The organism is Mycobacteriales bacterium, assembly GCA_035533475.1.
Lineage (GTDB): Bacteria > Actinomycetota > Actinomycetes > DATLTS01 > DATLTS01 > DATLTS01.
On the sequence record DATLTS010000018.1, the window covers coordinates 82,000 to 99,303 of the forward strand.

The following is a 17,304-nucleotide window of genomic DNA, read 5'->3' on the forward strand; positions in this document are numbered from 1 at the left end:
TCCGGCACCGGCCGGCAGGAAAATTCGGCTGCGCGCGGAAGTGTCCGGTATGAGAACTCGACGCCTGATCGCGACCCTGGGTGGCTTGGCCGCCGTCCTCGCCGCGGGCCCCGCCCAGGCGGCCGGCGCACCGGTCGCGCGGTTTACCGTCCCGGTGCAGCTCCTCGGCGCCTCGGGAGGTGAGCCGAGCATCGCCACCGACCGGCTCGGCAACGTCTACGTCGACGGGCCCCAGGGCATCCCCGCGGGCGTGAACGACGAGCCTGGCGTGGGCTTCTGGGCCTCGCACAACGACGGGACGAGTTTCGGTCCGGCCCAGCACATCGGCTCGTTCGCCGGCGGGGGGGACTCCGACGTCATCGTCGACCCGAAGGGCACGGTCTTCACCGACGATCTCGAGGCCGCCGCCACGGACGTCTGCAAGAGCACCGACAAGGGGAAGACGTTCACCTCGATCGGACCGGTACCCGACCCGACGAACTGCTCCAGCCTGCCCTACGGTCAGGTCGGCCCCTCCGACGACCGGCCGTGGCTGAACAGCGGGCCGCACGGTCGGCTCTACCTGACCTACCACGAGTTCGTCAGCGCCCAACCGTTGATCTTCCGCAGCGACAACGGCGGCGCTGACCTGTTTGGCGCCGGCCCGTGCGGATCGATCATCACCGATCCGACGATCGAGGCGAACGTGCCGACGGACATCACCGGCGGGACCCTGGTCTCGAAGCCGGTTACCGACGCTGCCGGGAACCTGTACGTCATGTTCACGACGACGACGCAGGCGGAGAACGCCGCGGCGGCGGCCGCCGGTAAACCGAGCGGCACGTTCAGTCAGATCTACCTGGCCGTATCCACCGACCACTGCCAGACTTTCACCGACCACACGGTCTTCGACGGGGCGACGCTGTTCGGGACCAACGACGTCCAGTTCGGTGACATCTTCAACGCGCTGACCGTCGACGGGGCGGGGAACCTCTACGCGGTCGCGGCCGGCTACGTCGGTCACAAGACGTTCGACAGTGTCGCGAAGCTCTACCTCTTCAGCTCAACCGACCACGGGACCCGCTGGACCGGGCCGATCGAACTCGGGCCGGCCGGCGCCGCCAAGATGATGCCCTCGGCGATCGGCGGACCGCGCTCCGGCCAGCTCGCGATCGGCTACTTCCGCACGGTGAACGGGGTCACCGATCCCAACCTCACGTCCGGTCACTGGACCTACGCCACCGCCGAGACCACGAACGCGACGTCGCCGAACCCGACCTTCGGCTACACCGACGTGCGTCCGGGCTACCTCTACCACGTCGGCGACATCTGCAACCTGGGCATCCTGTGCGGGGCGGTCCCCGGCGGCCCCAGCGACCGGAGCCTGCTCGACTTCACCTCGGCGACGCTCGACGGCCAGGGCTGCCCGCTGTTCACCTTCGCCGGCAACCCGCCGGCACTGGGCGGGGAGGCCAAGGGCACCTGGAACTTCGTCACCCGCCAGACCAGCGGCTGCTTCCCGGCAGCGGTTGCCGTGACGGTCCACCCGCCCGTGACGGCGACCCACCCGACCGCGGCAACCGCCCCCGCCGCCAACGGGGCACTCCCCGAGACCGGGCTGGACCCGCGGCTGCCGATCATCGCGCTCGGCGCACTGGCCCTGGCGTTGACCCTGCTCCGGCTTGGCCGGTCCAAACTGGCCCGGAGTCGGCGCGGCCCACCGGCGGGGTAGCCTCCGCCCAGCACGCAGCAGATCCCGGATCGGACGGGTGGCGCCATGGCATACGACCCCGAGCTAGCCGACCGCATACGGAGCCTGCTGGCGCAAGAGCCCGTGGTCGAGAAGCAGATGTTCGGCGGGCTGGCGTTCCTGCTGCGCGGCAACATGGGCGTTTCCGCGTCCGGACAGGGCGGCTTGCTGGTGCGGGTGGATCCCGCGCACCAGGACGGGCTGCTCGCCGAGCCGGGAGCCGAGGAGTTCGAGATGGGTGAGCGCGGGCCGATGCGGGGTTGGCTCCGGGTAAGCCCGGACGTCCTGACCGATGACGAGGTCCTGCGCGCCTGGGTGTCCCGCGGCATCTCCCATGCCCGCACCCTGCCGCCGAAATAGCGCACCACCCGGGAACGGAGTCGCGATCGAGCGCGCCCAGCGCGCCCAGCCGCCGGCGAGTGTGCAATTTCCGACCGGAGGTCACGCTCACGGGCGGGTACGGGGCGTCGGAAATTGCACACTCGGTGGTGCGGGGGGTGGGGGGTCGGGTCGGAATGAAGACCGAGCGGCGCCGTCATCACCGGGCGCGATCACTTGACAGCAGGCAGCAGCGGAACGGCTACGCGCAGGTGGTGGCGCCCGGTTGGGGGCATCGGCTAACGTCCGCTGATGCGGCAACTGAGCAGCCTCGACGCTCAGTTCCTCGCGCTCGAGGACGCCCGGCAGACCGGGCACGTCGCCGGGCTGATGATCCTCGATGCCAGCCGGCGCACCGACGGGCCGCTGGCGCTGGGCGACATCATCGGCCTGCTCGAGCAGCGGCTGCACCTGCTCCCGCCGTTGCGCCAGCGACTCGCGACCGTGCCGCTCGGCCTGGACTACCCGTACTGGGTGGAAGACCCCGACTTCGACCTCGAGTTCCATGTCCGTGAGCTCGGGCTCCCGGCCCCCGGCACGGACCATCAGCTCGCCGAGCAGGCCGCCCGGATCGTCTCCCGCCCGCTGGATCGGCAGCGCCCGCTCTGGGAGCTCTACCTGATCTCCGGACTGGACTCGGGACACGTGGCGCTGCTCACCAAGATCCACCACGCGGTCGTGGACGGGATGTCGGGCGCCGAGATCATGGGCCTGCTCCTCGACCTCGAGCCGGCGGGCCGCGAGCTCCCGCCGCCCGCGGGCGGGGCGCGGGCCCGGCGAGCCCCCGGATCGCTCGAGATGCTGGCCCGGGGCCTGATCGGCATCCCGCGCTATCCCCTGCGCGTCCTGCGCGCGCTGCCCAGCGCCGTGCCCAACCTCGACGAGACCAGCTTCGCGACGATCCCCGGCGCCGGCCTGCTCAGCCGCGCCGCCCGCCTGATCCCCGGGGTCGGAGCCGACGGGGACCAGGGGGTCCGACACGCGCTGAAGGCCCCGAAGACCACCTTCAGCGGGCCGATCTCGGCGCACCGCAGGTTCGCCTTCGGCCAGCTGCCGCTCGAGCGGATCAAGGCCGCGAAGAACATCCACGGCGGAACGGTCAACGACGTGGTCGTCGCGCTCTGCGCGGGCGCGGTCCGGCGCTGGCTGATCGAGCACGACGAGCTGCCGGACATCCCGCTGGTCGCCCAGATCCCGGTCTCGGTCCGCACCCCGGAACAGGCGGGCACGTTCGGCAACCGGATCCTGATGCTCGGCGTCCCGCTGTTCACGACGGAGGCGGACCCGGTGACCCGGCTCCAGCGGACCTCCGAGGCGCTGCTGGAGATGAAGGAGCAGCACCGGGCGCTGCCCGCCGAGCTGCTCCAGGACGTGAACCACTTCATCCCGCCGGCCGTGTTCTCCCGTGCCGCCCGGCTCTCGTTCGCCCTCAACACCTCCGCGGCCGGCCGGCCGGCCTGGAACCTGGTGATCTCCAACGTTCCCGGCCCGCAGTTCGACCTCTACTGCGCCGGCGCCCGGCTGGTCGCCAACTACCCGATCTCGGTGATCACCCACGGCATGGGGCTCAACATCACGGTGATGAGCTACTGCGGAAGCATGGACATCGGGGTGGTGGCGGACCGGGGGCAGATCAGCGACGTCTGGCCGTTCCTCGAGTGGATGGGCAAGGAGCTCGACGAGCTGGGGGTCTGACTCAGGCCTCGAAGGTGACCGTGGTCGCCGACGGCGAATCGCGGGCGAGCCGGGCCTCGACCCGGCTCAGTGGCCAGGCCCCGGCGTCGGTCACCCGGCCCGGCCAGGGGAACACCGCGGCGGCCGGGTCGAGCGGCGCCGGAAGGGTCACCGACACCTTCACCAGCCCGCGGCCGGATCGGTACACGAAAGTGCCGGTGAACCGCCAGCGGCCGTCCACCTGCCAGCCGAGCAGTTCGGCGACCCGGATGTCCGCGGCCGCCGCCGGCAGCCGCTGGCGCATCGCGGCCAGGACCGTCCGGGGTCCCAGGCCCGGTGGCGGCGGCGGCGGCGGGCCGAGCAGCGCGAGGGCGAGCCCGAGCCCGGCGACCAGCAACGCCCAGGCGGCCACGACCGGTCGGCGGAGCGGCCCCGGCCGCAGGCGGGGGGTCACGCCGGGGCGCGGGGCAGGCCGAATTCCAGCGCCCCGCCGGGCAGCGTCGCCAGGGCCCCGCCGTGCGCGGACACCGCCTCGACCGCGATGGTCAGGCCGAGGCCGCTGCCCGGCGCCCCCCCGGCCCCGCGGGCGAACGGCGCGGCCAGCCGCTCGAAGTCCGCGGCCGGGATGCCCGACCCGGCATCGCGAATCGTGAACCGCACCTCCTCCCCCACCACCCGCGCGGCGACGGCGACCGGTGGCGCGCCGTGGCGCAGCGCGTTCTCGACCAGGTTGCGCAGCGCGCGGATGAGCTGCCAGGCCACCACCTCCACCCGGACCGTCGCCTCGGGCAGGTCGAGCAACACCTGTTCCAGCCCGGCGGTGGCCTCCTCGAGGAGGTAGCCGACCTCGACGACCTCGCGGGCCGGTTGCGTGCCGGCGATCCGGGCCAGCAGCTCGGCCCCGTCCACTACCTCGAGCAGTCGCCCGACCTCGCGCTGGCAGCGGGCCACCGAGCGTCGCCCGGACTCGTCGAGCCCCGCCTCGGCGACCAGGCCGAGGTGGCCGAGGACGCCCTGCAGGCCCCCACGGATCTCGTGCTGGAGCAGCGGCACCAACGTGGTGACCTGCCGGTGCCGCCGGCTCAGACCGGGGTCGGCTTCGACGGCGAACGCGAGGGCGCCGCCCGGGACGCCGGCCAGCGCCACCGGCGTTCCGTCCGGTCCCGCCGTGCGGCGGATCGCGCCGGGCGCGGGCAACCGGTCCGCCGGCGGCCAGCTCACCGGCCCCGGTGGGCCGCCCCGCGCCCGGACCCGCCCCTCCCGGTCGAGCACGGCGCCGGGCACCGGCAGATGCCGCCAGACGTCGACCCGGCCCCGGCTGCGGAGCAGCCACCAGCCGAGGGGCAGCGCGAGCAGGACGAGCCACGCGGCGAGCAGCCCGATCCGGGTTCCGGTCACGAGAGCACCACCTCCCGGGGCATCACGTATCCCTCGTGCGGCCGGGTCAGGACGAAGCGGAACTCGCGGCCGCTGTCGCCGAGCGCCTCCCGGATCCGGGCGACATGCCATTCGACGGCGGACGGATCGGCGGGCCCGTCCGCCCCCCAGACGTGGAAGAGCAGCTGGTTCTTGCTCCACAACCGGCCGGGGTGCTCGCACAGGAAACGCAGCACGTCGAAGGACCGCGGGGTGAGCCGCACCCGCTCGCCGGCCCGGCGGAGCTCGCGCATCGCCAGGTCCAGTTCGAAGCCCTCGACCAGCCGGAGCACGTCGCGGGTGACGGCGCGGCGCTCCAGCGCGCGGACCCGAGCCAGCAGCACCTCCGGAAGCACCGGCTTGCGCAAATAGTCGTCGGCCGCCGCGGCGAAGCCGGACAGCTCGTCGGCGACGGTGTCCCGCGCGGTGAGCATGAGCACCGGCAGGTAGCCCGGTCGACGGCGCAACTCCCGGCAGACGGCCAGCCCGTCGATGTCCGGCAGCCCGAGGTCGAGGACCACGAGATCCACCCCCTGGCGGTCGAGCAGCGACAGTGCCTCGGTCCCGGACGCGGCGGTCAGCACGTCGTAGCCGTGCCGGCCGAGGTAGATGTCGAGAAACTCGAGGGTGGGCGGGTGGTCGTCGACGGCGAGGATCCGCATGGGGGAAGGGTGCCGCAAACTAGACCTTCGCGACAATGCCGGTGCTGGCCTCGGTCAGCGGGCGGCGGCGGTGCACCCGGGCGTCGTAGACGATCGGGTCGCCACCAGCCAGCAGGTCCGCGCTGACCGCCGCCAACAGCGCCACGTTCGCCTGGTTCGCCGCCGCGGCGATCCGCCCCGCCCGGTGCCGGTTCGGCGCCCCGACCAGGACCACCTCGTCCGGGCGCAGGCCCCGGTAGCCGTACAGCTTCCGGCGCCAGATCTGGTGGTTCTCGGTGCCGCGATCCGCTTCGAGCAGCCACCGGCCGGACGCCTCCCCGAACCGCCAGGTGAGCGCCGCATCCGGGCGGGGTTCGCCGGCGGTCGCCATGGTGCGCAGCTCGGCCTCGCCGGCCCAACCGGTGACCGGCACCGAGCACCGCCGCAGCAGAGCGACGACGAGGTCGGCGGTGAGCATCGTGTGCTGGATCTGCCCGGGACGGGGATGCCAGCCGTGCCCCAGCTCGGCGGCGATCGTGTCCACCGCCGGACCGATCCGGTACAGGTACGGGCCGTGGTAGCGCGGCCGGTCGCGCCGCAGGGCGCCCGCCACCCAGAGCGGGTGGACCCGGCTCTGCGCCGTCTGCTCCGTGAACCCGGCCAGGCCGGCGATCTGCCGGCGGGTGAGGCACCCGAACGACCAGACGGCACGCAGGATCGCCACGTCCTCGACGTAGCGGCGCATCACCAGTCGTCCTGCGGCGCGGCCGGGGTGGGCAGCGACAGCCGGGCCGGCCCGGCGACCGCCGCCGGGCGCAGGGCGGCCCGGAGCCCCGCGAGCGCCGGGTGGTCCCGGACCGGCGGGACCAGCGGCTCGGTGCGGGCGCTGGTCACCTCGGGGCCGCGTGGCCCGGAATGGCGCCAGTAGCACTCGAAGGAACCCTGCCCGGCCAGGTCCTCCGGCCGCAGCCCCGGGAAGGACCGGAACAGCCGCGCCGCGTCCCCGGCGGCGAGCCGGAAGGCGCAGTAGGTGGCGGCGTTGGCGAGCAGCGTCTCGAGCACGGTCGGGTTCAACGCGGCGACCGTGGCCAGGTTCTGGTTGGCCACCACCAGACCGAGCCCGTACTTGCGCGCCGAGGTGACGACTTCGGCGAAGCTCGTCAGCGAGAACTCCTGGAACTCGTCGATCACCGCGACCACCGGCCGGCGCTCCCCCGGCGCCAGCTCCTCCCTGGCCAGCACGGTCAGGTGCAGCATGGTGACGAGCAGGCTGCCGACCAGCGCGCCGGTGGCCGGCCCGACCAGGCCGCGGGGCAGGTCGACGAGGAGCAGCCGACCGTGGTCGATGCAGTCCTCCAGCCGCAGGCCCGGACCGGGATCGCCGAAGACGGTGCCGAGCACCGGATCGGAGTCGAAGGCGGCGGCCTTGTTGAGGATCGCCCGCACCGTCCGGGTCTTCTCCCCGCGGTCGAAGCCGTCGAACTCGGCCCACCGGGCGGTGGCCCGCGGGCTGTCCGCGAGCTGGAGGACGTAACCGCGGAACACCGGATCGGTGAGGAAGCGGGGGAGGTCGGCGAGGCATCCGGAGCCGGTCGCGACCAGCGCGGTGAGCGCGGCCTTGAGGAAGTGCAGCAGGTTCGGCGTGCTCGCCGGGTTCAACCCCCACAGGTCCGCGAAGACCTTGACCACCGCGTCGACCCGCCGGGTGCGCAACCGCTCGACGAGCTCCGGGTCCGGGCCCCGGTCGACCCAGAGCGGGTTCAGCGTCGGGAGCCCCCGGGTCGCGGTGAGGTTCAGCACGCTGGTCGCACCCAGCGCCGCGTCCGGGAGCCGGCTCAGGACCTGGCGGATCAGGTCGCCGTGCGGGTCGAGGACGACGGCGGCGACCCGCTGCTCGGCCAGGCCGAGGACGAGCCGGGTGAGCAGCGCGGTCTTCCCGGTCCCGGACGGGCCGACGACGTAGGCGTGGGTCATCAGCTGCGCCACGCTGACCCCCACCGGCTCGCCGGCGCCGGGGCCGTGCGACACGGCGAGCCGGATACCCGCCGGGTCGAGCGGGCGGGCCGCCGGTCGCCGGGCGGAGCCCGCCCGGGCCAGCGGCGCCACCGGCTCGTCGGCGCCGGGCAGGCGCACCAGCGCGGCGATCTCGGCCGCACCCAGCACGCATCGGCGCCGGGCCCGCCGCTCCGGCCGCCCGGACCGGATCGCCGCCCACACCTTCGCCCCATCCGCTCCGGTGCGTTCGAGGCCCCCCGCGGCCAGCACCGCGGCGAGCGTGGCGTGACCGGCGGCGGCCCGGTCCGGATCGGTCGCCGCCCACCCGGTCCGCAGCGTCACCGCCGCGCAACCGCCGGCCAACCTGGCCTGGGCGACCCGGGCCGCCGCCAGCTCGCTCGCCGTCGCCCGCGGGCGGGGCCGGGCGGCCGGCCCGGCCGGTGCCGCGGAGAGCGCCGCGGACAGCACCTCGCCGAGGGCGAGGGCGGGCGCGGTCAGGCAGCGGGACCACAGCGGTTCGGCGCCGCCGAGACCGGCCTCGAGCCGGGCCGCGCCGGCGGCGAGCCGGCGCACGGCGGCGGCCGGAGCCGGCTCGATGACCGCGGAGACCACGCCCGACTCCCCGAGCCCGACCTCCGCCAGCCCGGCGAGCAGCCGGGGCAGCAGGTCGGGCAGCGCGCGTTCGGCCGGCAGCCACCAGCTCGCCCCCACCGCGTGGCGGGGCGGATCGTCGTCGAAGGGCTCGGCGCCGGGCGCGACGTCCGCGGTGGGGTACCCGGCGCGTAGCAGGCCCGCCAGCGGGCCGGCCGCCGCGGCGCGGGCGTGCAGGCCGACCCGCCGCGGCCGGCCGACCAGCGCGAGCTGCACCGGTCCCGCCGAGCGGGCCAGGGCGAGCAGCGGGGCCAGCCGGCCGGCCGCCAGCTCCGGGGGCTCGGTCGGCCCGCTCGGGGCCAGGACGGTGAGCCAGGTCATGTCACGCCTCCGGGCGGGTGGTAGCCGTAGCCGGCCGCGACCCGAAGGACGAGGGCGACGTAGGCGGACGAGTGGTTGTAGCCGTAGAGCGCGCGGGCCGGATCGAAGCCGGTCGGCGTCGCGCCGGAGTAGGCGAGGTGGTGCGCGGCGGCGAGGATCGCCGGGCGCGGCTCGAACGGCGTCGCCCCGGCCACGACGTTGAACAGCGGCCAGCTCGAGGGCAGGAACTGCATGAGCCCCTCCGCCCGGCCGTACCGGGTGGGGGGCCCGACGGCCGCCGGGTCGAAGCCGGATTCGACCTCGGCGACCGCCTCGAGCAGCGGCGCGGGGACGCCGAACCGGGCCGCCGCCGCGGCGAACCACGGCCGGTACGGCACCGGCACGCCCGGAGCGCCACCGGTCGGGCCGGCCGGCACCGCGGACAGCGCGGCGGCGGCGAGCCCGAGCGCCACCAACCCGGCGGTCCTCAGCACGACACCCCGCCGATCCGCCGGGGCCCGGCCGCCGCGAGCGCATGTTCGCCGGGGGCCGCGGTCACCAGCACCGGCTGAAGGCCGCGCCGGCTGACCAGCAGGCCGAGCCCGGGGGTGCCCGCCACGAGCAGCCGGGCCGCCCCGGGGGACAGCCCCAGGCCGTCGGCGGTCGCCGCCCGTTCGTGCTCCGCGGCGCCGAGCAGCAGCAGCGTCGCAGCGTTGGCCAGCACGGCCTGACCGGACGGGCCGGCGAGGAAATCCGACAGCCGCTGGGTCACCAGCTCGAGCCCCACCCCGTACTTGCGGGCTCGCCGGGCGAACCCGGCCAGCACCTCGGCAGCGGCGGCGTCCCCGAGCAGCAGGTGAGCTTCGTCTATAACGACCAGCCGCGCCCGGACCGGCCCCGGCCCGGGCGCGGCTGCCCCGGTCCAGGCCCAGGCCAGCGCACAGGCGGTCACCGCCGCACGCAACCGGGCCGGGGTGCCCCGAAGATCGCTCACGACCAGCGGCGGCGGATCGTCGAGCCGGGGGTCGGCCCGGAACAGCCCAGCAACGGTGCCGTCAACGCTGCCAGCCCGGGCAACGCCCAGCAGCCCGATCAGTCCGACCGCACCCTCCGGATCGGACCGCAGCCGGGTCAGCGCCGAGTCGAGCTCGGCCAGCCGCCGCGGGCCGGGCGGTCGACCCAGCAGCGCGGTGACGACCGTGGCCAGCAGTTCCAGCGCCTCGCCGGCCGGGAGCCGCGGGTCGGCGGCGAGCCGCACCGGGTCGATCCCGCCGTCGACGACGAGCCCGCCGCGGTGGGCGGCCAGGGCACCGAACTCCCCCTCCGGGTCGACGACCAGCACCGCCGCCCCCCGGTCCAGCCAGCGGCTCACCTCGAGCTTCGCGGCGAACGACTTACCGGCCCCGGACGCACCGACGACGAGCCGGGTCGGGTTGGGCTCGGCGAACCGGTCATGGCCGATCACGGCTCCGCTGTCCGGGTCGGTGCCGAGGAGGGGCTCGTTGAAGGGAAGAAAGGCAGGATGCGGGAGCGGGATCGTCATCGCCGCGGTCTCCGCGTCCACGAACCGCACCCCGCGACCGCGGCCGGCTCGCTCGGGGCCGGTCAACGCGGCCCATCCCGGTCGCTGCTCGTAGCTGCACACCCGCAGTCGCGCCGCCGGACCGGAGGACGCGAGCAGCCGCCCCGTCCGGTCGGTCGCGTCGTCGAGCCGGCCCGGTTCGGTGACCAGCGCGACCGTGACGCGCACCCCGATCAGCGCGGTCTCGCCGGCGGCCAGCCGGGCGCGCAGGTCGCCGGCGGCGGTGATCGCCCGGTCGACCTGCGGATCGGCCAGCCGGCCGGCCCGGTCGGCGAGCAGCGCCGAGGCGCTGAGGGCGGCGAGCCGGCGGCGCAGCATCCGCTCCGCGGCGATCGGGGGCACCGGCAGCAGGGCGACGACCAGGGCACCCAGGGCCGGGTCCGCGGTCAGCCGGGCGAGCCAGTCGAGCCCGACGGCGGCCGGCCAGCCGTCCAGGAAGAGCAGCCGCCCGGCCCGGCCGCCGGCCAGGCGCACGGATCCGCGGTTCTCGCCGCACACCGCCGGCAGCCCCGGCAGATGCCCGTCGGTGACCAGGCGGACCAGATCGCCGTCGGGACCGGCGGCCGGCAGCGCCGCCCCGGTGAGCCAGGTCCCCCGCCCGGCGTTGCCGGCCCGCGGGCCGTGCCAGACCCGGACCGGTGCGCGGATCCCGGCGACGGCGGCGGTCAGCGACGCGGCCAACCGGGCGCGCTCCGGCTCGGAGAGCAGCCGAGGCCCGGCCCGCAGTTCTAGGGCGACCGTCCGGATCACCCGGTCACCCGGCGGCGCAGGAATCCGAGGCACGGTCCGACCCAGCCGGCCAGCGAGCGCCCCTGCGGACGCAGCCAGCCGCCGCCGACCGCGGCGAGGGCGAGCAGGACCCCGGGGACCAGCGCGGCCCGCGGCCCGGCGGTGGCCAGCGCGAGACCGGCCGCGGCGACGCTGAGATGACCGGCCTGGCCCAGGGTGCACCAGGTGGTGAGCCGGTCGCGCACCGCGAGGTCGGCCGGCACCGCCACCACCGGCCCGTCGGTCATCGCAGCGCCCCGGTGACCAGCCCGGCGATCAGGCCGGCGGACAGCGTCACCGCGAGACCGATCCCGGCCGCGACCAGCCCGGCCCTGGCCTCGGCCTGCCGGTGCGGGCTCCCGTTCGAGGCCGCCCAACGGATCCCGTTGACGGCGATGAACAGCACCGCGATGCTGCCCGCGACGGCGGCGACGTCGCCGGCCAGCCGGCCGGCGAACGCGGCGACCTGCCCGATGCCACCGGCCGCGAGCAGCGCGCTCACGGCCGCACCAGGTCGCGGCCGGCCCGCCCGGCGAGATAGGTGCCGCGCAGCCGCAGCGTGAAGTCCCGGAACTCGGCTCCGGCGGCGACCCCGGCCACCCAGGACGGCAGCTTCGCGACCAGCACGAGCACCGCCACGCCGGCGAAGGCACCGGCGACCGGGTCACGCGAGCCGAGGAACATCGCGACGTAGGCCGCCAGCGCGGTGGCCTGCGCGACCGGGAGGAACACCGCCGCCGCCTGCAACCGCCACCAGGTGGAGGTCAGCCGGGCCGCCCCGGGCCCCGGGAGCAGCGCGAATCCCATGGCGATCGGCGCCAGCGCGACGAGCAGCCACAAAGTGGCCCAGCGGGCGAGCGCGAGAACCGCGACGACCACGAGGATGCCGACGAGGAGGGTTGAGCCGACGGCGACCGCGAGGTTCCCGGTCGGGCCGCCGAGCGCCATCCGCTGCCACAGACCGTCCTGCTCCCCGGCCGGCAGCAGCGCGTCGACGAGCCGGTTGGCCAGCCCCACCTCGAGGGCCGTGGCCGGCAGCGCGGCCAGCGCGGTCGCCAGCGGCGCCAGCTGCCGCCCGGTCGGCGTGAGCGCCTCGCGCGCGGAGGCGCCGCCGCGGTGCCCGCTGATCAGGGCGAGTCCGGCCACGGCGAGCGGCACGACCAGGCACGCGGCCAGGCAAGCCAGGCTGGTCCGCCACAGCCCGACCAGCCGCGGGTCCGCGGTGAGGTTCCCGGTGTGCAGCAGGTAGCCGGCGAGCGGCCCGGCGAGGGCCCGGGTGAGGCCCAGCCGGAGCGCGGTCAGCGCCGCACCGGCGGCGCCCCAAGGGTCGAACACGGCGCGGCTCCTTCCGACGGGGGGACGTGCAGCATGCCCCGCGGTTGGCCGGTTTCCGGGCGGTTCGGGGGGCGCCCCCGCCGACCTGTGCGGAACCTGTGCGGACCTGTGCGGATCGCACGGCACGCGCACGGCGCGGGCACGGTTCGGCCGGGCACGGTGGCCCGATGACCTCGAGCTTCCCGACCGGCCCGGCGGCGGCAGCGCTGCGCCGCTACGCCGCCGAACGCCGCCTGTCCATCACCGAGGTCGCCGCCAGCCTCGGCCTCCCGCGCGGCGTGGTCCGGCACTGCCTCGAGGGGGTGTTGCTCCGCGCAGCCACCGCCGACCGGGTCGCGTGCGCGCTGGGGCGGCACCCCAGCGAGCTGTGGCCGTCCTGGTTCGCCGGGCTAGAGGCCGCCGACCCCGGCCCCGGTCGCCGCGTCCAGCGCGGCAATCGCCGCCAGGGCGAGCAGCACGGCCGCGGTCACCCGGCGGACCAGGCCCAGCGGCAGCCGGGTGAGCAGCCGGCCGCCGGCCACCGCGATCCCGGCCACCAGCCACAGCGCGGCGAGCGCCCCGACGGCGACCGAGAGCGGGTCCCGGTAGCGCGCCGCGAGGTTCGCCGTGAGCACCTGCGTCAGGTCGCCCCATTCGGCCAGGAAGATCACCCCGAACGCGGTGAGTGCGCTGTGCCGCCAGCGCGGGGCGCGCGCGACCTCCTGCCCGGCGACCGCCGCCTCCTCCGCCGGGGTGGTCCGGAAGGCGTAGACCGCCCCGCCCAGGAACATCGCCGCCGCGACCGCGTCGACCACGCGGCGCGGTGCGAGGGCCAACAGCCCACCCAGCGCCACGGCGATCGCCACGTGCACGGCGAACGCGGCGGCCGCGCCGACCCAGACCGCGCCGGGCCGCCCGCGGGCGGCGAGCACCAGACTGGCGAACATCGTCTTGTCCGGCAGCTCGCCGAGGAACAGCACCGGGAACACCGCGGCCGCCACGCCTAGGTTCACGTCTGCTCCTCCGCCCGACCCGAGGCGCCGAGTCTAAATTGGCCCGGCGGGCCCACCCAGGCTGCCAGACTGGCCGGATGGGACGCGGTCTGGCCATCGCGGCGGCAGCACTGCTCGGCGTCGTGGGGTGTGGGGCGGCGTCGCGGCCGACGACCACCCCGGCGCCGGTCACCGCGTCGCCTTCCCCGTCGCCTTCCGCGCGGCCTTCGGGGCCCACCCCTTCGGCCACGGCGGCCCGCACCGTAGCGCCCGCCGTCCCGCTCGCCGATGGCTCCCTCGCCGGGCGGGTGATCGTCCTCGACCCGGGACACAACGGTGACAACTACGCGCACCCGGACCAGATCAACCGGCAGGTCTACATCGTCAACGGCTACAAGGCGTGCGACACGACCGGGACGGCGACCGACGCCGGCTACGCCGAGTCCGCGTTCAACCTCGACGTCGCCGAGCGGGCCGCGGCGATCCTGCGCGCCCAAGGAGCCCGGGTGATCCTCACCCGCGACTCCAACGACGGGGTCGGGCCGTGCATAAACGAGCGGGCCGCGATCGCCAACCAGGCGCACGCCGACGCCGCGATCAGCATCCACGCCGACGGCGGCCCGGCCGACGGCCTCGGCTTCCAGGTCATCCTGCCCGGCGACGTGGGGCCCAACGCCGCGATCATCTCCCCGTCGCGACGGCTCGGTGCGGACGTGCACGACGCGTTCCGGGCGGCGGCCGGCGAGCCGTTCGCGAGCTACCTCGGGGGCGGCACCGGGTACACCACGGAGACCGACCTCGGTGGGCTCAACCTGTCCACCGTGCCGAAGGTATTCATCGAATGCGCGAACATGCGCAATTCGGCGGACGCGGCCCGGCTCACCGACCCCGCGTGGCGGGAGTCCGCCGCCCGCGGAATCGCCGCCGGCCTCACCGCCTTCCTGACCGGGCGCTGAACCCGGGGACACCCTGCGTTTGCAACCGGCTACCGCCGGGCACGGTGCCGTGGTGTCCGCGGTCAAGCATGCGAGACCGAAGCGAGCACCCCGGGGGGCACGGCCGTCGCAGTTGGACACCACGTCCAGCACGGCCTCGCGGGGCTGGCGCAGCTACCTGCGGGCGCTCGGCCCCGGGCTGGTCACCGGGGCCTCCGACGACGACCCGTCGGGCATCGCGACCTATTCCCAGGCGGGTGCCCAGTTCGGGCTCGGCCTGCTCTGGGTGTCGCTGGTGACGCTTCCGCTGATGGCCGGTGTCCAGGAGATCTGCGATCGCACGGCGCTCGCGACCGGGCGCGGGCTCGGCGAGCTGGCGGCGAGCCGGTTCACCGGCCGCGCGCGGCCGCTGCTCGTCCTGCTGATCGGGGCGCTGATCGTCGCGAACACCCTGAACATCGCGGCCGACCTGGTGGCGGTCGGCAGCGGGATGAACCTGTTGCACGCCGGGCCGACCTGGCTGTGGGCGCTGATCGCCGGGGGCATCCTCACCGGGCTGCTGCTGCTCGGCAGCTTCGCGGTGATCGCCCGGGTGTTCAAGCTGCTCTGCCTCGCGCTGTTCGCCTACTTCGTGGTGCTGTTCACGGTGCATGTGAAGTGGGGCCAGGTCGCCGAGCACACCCTGATCCCGCAGCTCACCTTCAGCAAGGCATACCTGGCCCTGCTGGTCGCGGTGCTCGGCACCACGATCAGCCCCTACCTGTTCTTCTGGCAGTCGGCGCACCGGCTGGAGGAACTGCGCGCCGAACCGGAGGGCGGCGACCGGGCGGTGCCGCTGAAGGGCCGCAGCCCGGCCGCCGCCCGGCACAAGCAGCGCACCAGCCGCGGCGACGTGTTCACCGGCATGACGTTCTCCAACGCCGTGATGTTCGCGATCATCGTCTCTACCGCGATCACCCTGCACGGCAAGACGATCAACACCGCCGCCGACGCGGCGGCCGCGCTGCGGCCGGTGGCCGGGCACTGGTCGGCGGGCCTGTTCGCCCTCGGTTTCATCGGCACCGGGATGCTCGCCATCCCGGTCCTCGCCGGCTCCGGCGCCGCCGGGATGGCCGGGCTGCTCGGCAAGCGGTGGGGCTTCTCCCGGTCGGTCCGCAAGGCGCCGGTCTTCTACTCCCTGCTCGCCGCCGGCACGCTGGGCGGAACCGTGCTGAGCCTGACCGCCTCCGACCCGATCCATCTGCTGGTGATCGTCGCGGTCATCAACGGGATCGCCGCCGCCCCGTTCCTCGTGCTGGTCATGCTGATCGCCCGGGATCGCTCGATCATGGGCAAGGCGACGAACGGGCGCCTTGCGAATGTGGTGGGCTGGCTGGCCTTCGGCCTGATGGCCGCCGCGGCGGTGGCCCTGCTGGCCCAGTACGCCGGACTCTAGCTCGGGGCGCGCCCGCGCTCAGGCGCGACGCAGGTGCAGCCGCACGACGCTGCCGTTCGGTCCGGACCGCACCTGGACCAGGTCGCAGAGCTGGTTGGCGAGCCAGAGCCCCCGGCCGCCCTCCTGCCCGCGCGGCGGCCGGCGCCGGCCGATCAGCGGATCGGCGATGAGGCCGCGGTCGCGGACCTCGCAGAGCATCGTGTAGGGCTCGGTCCAGATGCGCAATGTGCCGTTCCCGCCGGCATGGCGAAGGCTGTTGGTGGCGAGCTCGTTGACCGCGAGCACGAGATCCGCCACCCGGTGGGCGGGAACCCCGGCGGCTGTGGCGCGGTCGGCGACGAACCGGCGGACCGCGACGAGTGATCCGGGAAGCACCGGCATCTCCTCCGCGGCGACCGGCTCCGGCAGCGGCAGGTCGAACGGCGCGGCCACCTCGCCGAGGTCGCGGAGCGCGACGCTTCCCCGCCGCCGGCCGCCCTCGGCGATCAGCGCGTGGCTTCGGTGCGACTCCTCGATGACGTCGCCGCCGAGGGCGCGCGTGTCGTACGGGCAGAGCAACCGGAAGTTCGGGGTGTCGGCGAACGCCAGGTTCAGCAGCGCCTCGTGGCGCTGGCACTCGACCAGCTCGGCCGGGGTGCGGCCGGCCCAGATCGGCTCGCCGATCCCGCGCAGACCGCGGCCGGGCCGGGCGTGGTCGCTGACGAACCGCTCCCAGGCCGGGATGATCCGCGCCGGGTTGGCCCCGACCTCCGCCATGTCGGCGAACTGCACGCGGTCACGGTCCGGGCCCAACTCGGCCCGCAGGCGTTCGATCTTCTCGGCGCCGACGACAACGAGCGTCGGCTCCTGGGCCGCGATCCCGTCCCGCAGGAACGACACCGTCCCGTCGACGAACTCCCGTTCGCCCCGGTAGAGCAGCGCCTCGTGGCTGAACTCGCCAGCCTCGGTGCGGGCAGCTGTCACGCTGGTCATCGGCTCACCGCTGGGACGCGGTCCTCCTCGGTGCGGCTCCGCGCTGCCCGGCCGACAGCCGACCGGGCGGATCTCCAGGGTCGCACGCCGCGACCCTCCCGAGCGCGAGGTGACACCCCTGGTGATCCGATTGTGCGTCTACCCACCGGAAAGGCAGCCCAACCGTGGTGTTCGTGGTGAGCTCAGAGGCCCTCGACGAGGACGAATCGGGCGATGGCGGCGGACTGCCGGGCCCGGCGCGCAGCGGCGTACTCCGGAGATTCCCACCAGCGCCGGGCGGCGTCGGAGTCGGCGAATTCGGCGACGACCACCCGGCTCGGGTACCAGTCGCCTTCCAGGGTCGCCACCGCGCCCCCGCGGACCAGAAATCGGCCGCCGTGGAGCTCGAGGGCCGGCCCGGACAGCGCCTTGTACTCCTCGTAGGCCGCCGGGTCCGTGACGTCGATATCGCAGATCACGTATGCCTTCGCCATGCCGCGCCGCCCCTCACATTTGACAGTGGGGGGATCCGGACCCGCACAC

General features: G+C 75.1%; 18 protein-coding genes. 5 read left to right on the forward strand and 13 right to left on the reverse strand.

Annotated elements, in window-relative coordinates; translation table 11 throughout:
* Nucleotides 1–49: 49 nt before the first annotated feature.
* From VNG13_03220 to VNG13_03230, 3 genes are all read left to right on the forward strand, one after another.
* Nucleotides 50–1,711, forward strand: coding sequence for a hypothetical protein (locus tag VNG13_03220; protein HVA59532.1), 1,662 nt, complete (start codon nucleotides 50–52; stop codon nucleotides 1,709–1,711).
* 45 nt (nucleotides 1,712–1,756) lie between these two features.
* The gene (locus VNG13_03225) at nucleotides 1,757–2,089 is read left to right on the forward strand and encodes a TfoX/Sxy family protein (protein ID HVA59533.1); all 333 of its coding nucleotides are present in this window, start codon (nucleotides 1,757–1,759) and stop codon (nucleotides 2,087–2,089) included.
* Nucleotides 2,090–2,359: 270 nt separating this feature from the next.
* The gene (locus VNG13_03230) at nucleotides 2,360–3,802 is read left to right on the forward strand and encodes a wax ester/triacylglycerol synthase family O-acyltransferase (GenBank protein HVA59534.1); all 1,443 of its coding nucleotides are present in this window, start codon (nucleotides 2,360–2,362) and stop codon (nucleotides 3,800–3,802) included.
* A gap of 1 nt (nucleotide 3,803) precedes the next feature.
* Here VNG13_03230 and VNG13_03235 read toward each other — a convergent pair whose 3' ends face one another.
* From VNG13_03235 to VNG13_03285, 11 genes are all read right to left on the reverse strand, one after another.
* Nucleotides 3,804–4,235, reverse strand: a complete 432-nt coding sequence (locus VNG13_03235; protein HVA59535.1) for a hypothetical protein — start codon at nucleotides 4,233–4,235, stop codon at nucleotides 3,804–3,806.
* Complete coding sequence (locus tag VNG13_03240) at nucleotides 4,232–5,179, reverse strand: HAMP domain-containing sensor histidine kinase (protein ID HVA59536.1); 948 nt, start codon at nucleotides 5,177–5,179, stop codon at nucleotides 4,232–4,234. The genes VNG13_03235 and VNG13_03240 overlap by 4 nt, the downstream gene beginning before the upstream one ends.
* Complete coding sequence (locus VNG13_03245; GenBank protein ID HVA59537.1) at nucleotides 5,176–5,859, reverse strand: response regulator transcription factor; 684 nt, start codon at nucleotides 5,857–5,859, stop codon at nucleotides 5,176–5,178. The genes VNG13_03240 and VNG13_03245 overlap by 4 nt, the downstream gene beginning before the upstream one ends.
* A 19-nt stretch (nucleotides 5,860–5,878) precedes the next feature.
* The gene (locus tag VNG13_03250) at nucleotides 5,879–6,583 is read right to left on the reverse strand and encodes a replication-relaxation family protein (protein HVA59538.1); all 705 of its coding nucleotides are present in this window, start codon (nucleotides 6,581–6,583) and stop codon (nucleotides 5,879–5,881) included.
* Nucleotides 6,583–8,805, reverse strand: a complete 2,223-nt coding sequence (locus tag VNG13_03255) for a type IV secretion system DNA-binding domain-containing protein (protein HVA59539.1) — start codon at nucleotides 8,803–8,805, stop codon at nucleotides 6,583–6,585. The genes VNG13_03250 and VNG13_03255 overlap by 1 nt, the downstream gene beginning before the upstream one ends.
* Entirely contained in the window at nucleotides 8,802–9,278 is a 477-nt protein-coding gene (locus tag VNG13_03260) for a transglycosylase SLT domain-containing protein (protein HVA59540.1), read from the reverse strand. The genes VNG13_03255 and VNG13_03260 overlap by 4 nt, the downstream gene beginning before the upstream one ends.
* Nucleotides 9,272–11,116, reverse strand: coding sequence for a DUF87 domain-containing protein (locus VNG13_03265; protein HVA59541.1), 1,845 nt, complete (start codon nucleotides 11,114–11,116; stop codon nucleotides 9,272–9,274). The genes VNG13_03260 and VNG13_03265 overlap by 7 nt, the downstream gene beginning before the upstream one ends.
* Nucleotides 11,113–11,382, reverse strand: a complete 270-nt coding sequence (locus tag VNG13_03270; GenBank protein ID HVA59542.1) for a hypothetical protein — start codon at nucleotides 11,380–11,382, stop codon at nucleotides 11,113–11,115. Before VNG13_03270 ends, VNG13_03265 begins: the two co-directional genes overlap by 4 nt.
* Nucleotides 11,379–11,636, reverse strand: coding sequence for a hypothetical protein (locus VNG13_03275; GenBank protein HVA59543.1), 258 nt, complete (start codon nucleotides 11,634–11,636; stop codon nucleotides 11,379–11,381). Before VNG13_03275 ends, VNG13_03270 begins: the two co-directional genes overlap by 4 nt.
* The gene (locus VNG13_03280; protein ID HVA59544.1) at nucleotides 11,633–12,469 is read right to left on the reverse strand and encodes a hypothetical protein; all 837 of its coding nucleotides are present in this window, start codon (nucleotides 12,467–12,469) and stop codon (nucleotides 11,633–11,635) included. Before VNG13_03280 ends, VNG13_03275 begins: the two co-directional genes overlap by 4 nt.
* 389 nt (nucleotides 12,470–12,858) lie before the next feature.
* Nucleotides 12,859–13,461, reverse strand: a complete 603-nt coding sequence (locus VNG13_03285; protein ID HVA59545.1) for a TMEM165/GDT1 family protein — start codon at nucleotides 13,459–13,461, stop codon at nucleotides 12,859–12,861.
* Between the two features lie 77 nt (nucleotides 13,462–13,538).
* On the opposite strand from VNG13_03285, the gene VNG13_03290 reads away from it, so the two are divergent.
* Together VNG13_03290 and VNG13_03295 are read left to right on the forward strand one after the other, a co-directional pair.
* Nucleotides 13,539–14,396: an N-acetylmuramoyl-L-alanine amidase gene (locus VNG13_03290; protein ID HVA59546.1), complete on the forward strand. Its 858-nt coding sequence runs from the start codon at nucleotides 13,539–13,541 to the stop codon at nucleotides 14,394–14,396.
* Nucleotides 14,397–14,508: 112 nt separating this feature from the next.
* The gene (locus VNG13_03295; GenBank protein HVA59547.1) at nucleotides 14,509–15,810 is read left to right on the forward strand and encodes an Nramp family divalent metal transporter; all 1,302 of its coding nucleotides are present in this window, start codon (nucleotides 14,509–14,511) and stop codon (nucleotides 15,808–15,810) included.
* Between the two features lie 18 nt (nucleotides 15,811–15,828).
* On the opposite strand, the gene VNG13_03300 is transcribed toward VNG13_03295, so the two are convergent.
* On the reverse strand, nucleotides 15,829–16,782 hold the full coding sequence (locus VNG13_03300) for a sensor histidine kinase (GenBank protein ID HVA59548.1): 954 nt from the start codon (nucleotides 16,780–16,782) through the stop codon (nucleotides 15,829–15,831).
* Between the two features lie 182 nt (nucleotides 16,783–16,964).
* The gene (locus tag VNG13_03305; protein ID HVA59549.1) at nucleotides 16,965–17,255 is read right to left on the reverse strand and encodes a DUF1330 domain-containing protein; all 291 of its coding nucleotides are present in this window, start codon (nucleotides 17,253–17,255) and stop codon (nucleotides 16,965–16,967) included.
* Nucleotides 17,256–17,304 lie beyond the last annotated feature (49 nt).

Coding starts and splice junctions, on each gene's coding strand:
- VNG13_03290 (HVA59546.1), top strand. CDS start 13,539: ATGGGACGCGGTCTGGCCATCGCGGCGGCAGCACTGCTCGGCGTCGTG.
- VNG13_03305 (HVA59549.1), bottom strand. CDS start 17,255: ATGGCGAAGGCATACGTGATCTGCGATATCGACGTCACGGACCCGGCG.
- VNG13_03220 (HVA59532.1), top strand. CDS start 50: ATGAGAACTCGACGCCTGATCGCGACCCTGGGTGGCTTGGCCGCCGTC.
- VNG13_03300 (HVA59548.1), bottom strand. CDS start 16,782: ATGACCAGCGTGACAGCTGCCCGCACCGAGGCTGGCGAGTTCAGCCAC.
- VNG13_03225 (HVA59533.1), top strand. CDS start 1,757: ATGGCATACGACCCCGAGCTAGCCGACCGCATACGGAGCCTGCTGGCG.
- VNG13_03245 (HVA59537.1), bottom strand. CDS start 5,859: ATGCGGATCCTCGCCGTCGACGACCACCCGCCCACCCTCGAGTTTCTC.
- VNG13_03270 (HVA59542.1), bottom strand. CDS start 11,382: ATGACCGACGGGCCGGTGGTGGCGGTGCCGGCCGACCTCGCGGTGCGC.
- VNG13_03250 (HVA59538.1), bottom strand. CDS start 6,583: ATGCGCCGCTACGTCGAGGACGTGGCGATCCTGCGTGCCGTCTGGTCG.
- VNG13_03230 (HVA59534.1), top strand. CDS start 2,360: ATGCGGCAACTGAGCAGCCTCGACGCTCAGTTCCTCGCGCTCGAGGAC.
- VNG13_03255 (HVA59539.1), bottom strand. CDS start 8,805: ATGACCTGGCTCACCGTCCTGGCCCCGAGCGGGCCGACCGAGCCCCCG.